The sequence below is a fragment of the Shewanella sp. SG41-4 genome (genome assembly GCF_014164505.1).
Taxonomy (GTDB): domain Bacteria; phylum Pseudomonadota; class Gammaproteobacteria; order Enterobacterales; family Shewanellaceae; genus Shewanella.
Map to the genome: position 1 here is coordinate 1 of NZ_JACJFI010000575.1, position 1,513 is coordinate 1,513.

1 protein-coding gene is annotated in these 1,513 nt (G+C 41.1%); it reads left to right on the forward strand.

The features are described from left to right. The coding region (locus H5202_RS22360; RefSeq protein ID WP_182773961.1) for a hypothetical protein at window positions 1–1,513 on the forward strand (1,513 nt) is incomplete at both ends.

Genomic DNA, 1,513 nt, shown 5'->3' on the forward strand with positions numbered 1-1,513 from the left:
TGAAAATAGTCGCTTAATTCTTGAAGTTGAACATAAACTCATTGATGGCACAACAAAACGACATTGCCAAATTATTTCCCGAGGTGACAACTATCGCTTACAGCGATGTTTTATTGCTGAATCTTACGACACTATCTCACACCTATTTTGGGATAAAAGCACAGAAACAGGGGCAAAACCGGAATATGTTCCAGGTCGGCAATTGCTGGCTTCACTTAAGAAAATTAACAATACTGCCAAACAGGTCAGTCAAGTCGAACAGTTAACCAAAGAATTGTATTCCGTGGATGTGCTTCGTCCTAATTCGTGTCCATATGTGTTATTTCCTTTGCGTGACATTAGTTCTAACGCGGTAGACTCACTACGTGCTTTGGTGAAAATGTTGTTCAATCAAGACAGTCGTTCGTTACGATTGATGACGGCTACTGCAATAGAGGGCCGTGATGACGGTGGTCAGTTGTTAGAAGTGGACATTTCTGAAATTATCAATGAGCAAAAGGTTTTAAAAAAGCGCAAAAGTGCTTTGGAGGAGTTGCGACAAGCCCAACCCAAATATGAAGCTCTGAAGACTCAGTACCAAAATATACTTAATGAAAAATCAGCAGCGACGTCGTTTGCACAATTATGGGTCAACACCCAAGCATACAAACAAACGATCGAACGTCAATTACTAGATAGCTCGCACGCCATTAATGAGGCCGACGCACACTTGAAAGACCAGAAAAATTCTTTGGTCGATCTAAATACGAAATGCAAGATCCATCAGCACCGCTTGAAGGAACTGAATGAGCTTATTGATAAGGCGAAAAAGACGTTAGCCACCAATGACCGTATTACTACGGGATACCCTGGTAAATGTCATCAAGAAATTGTGGACATTTACTCAGAAGATCTCGAAGCAGAAAAACAGATGCTGAAGCACTACACAGACGCTCAACAACGGCAGTCTCGGTTGCAAGAGTTGGACATTAAAATTACCGACCATGAAGCGAAGTTAGACAAAATAAACCGACGGCAGAGCAATAAAGCATTAAGTTTACGTACCCAATTGACAGAAGCGGCTTGGCGTAAACTATATTCAATAAACAGTGTATTAGCGAATGCTAATCCGGGGAGAGAACTAAATAACGATGAATTTACAGCATTAGATGACGCAATGGCTCTCTTTAACCCCAAAGACAGTGAACTGCATTTCTTTGACGAAAAAATACCGTTTCTGTCGGAAATGCCAGAAGATGATATCGATAGGTGGATTACTAGCGTAGAGGACTCTTTATCTTTACTAGTTAAAGAACGCCGTCAACTTCAGTCTTTGAACAAAAATCTAACGCTGCATGACCAGAAAAAAATTGGTGATATGAAGCGAAACATTGAAGAAGGTGAGCGCGAACTTAAAATCCTCAGAAACGCCAGTCACGTAGAATATCAACTGGAAAAAGATACGCAAGAGTATGAGGATAAACAAGCTCAACTCAGTGATGTACAGCGTCAGTGTGATCAGCGCAAAGGCACT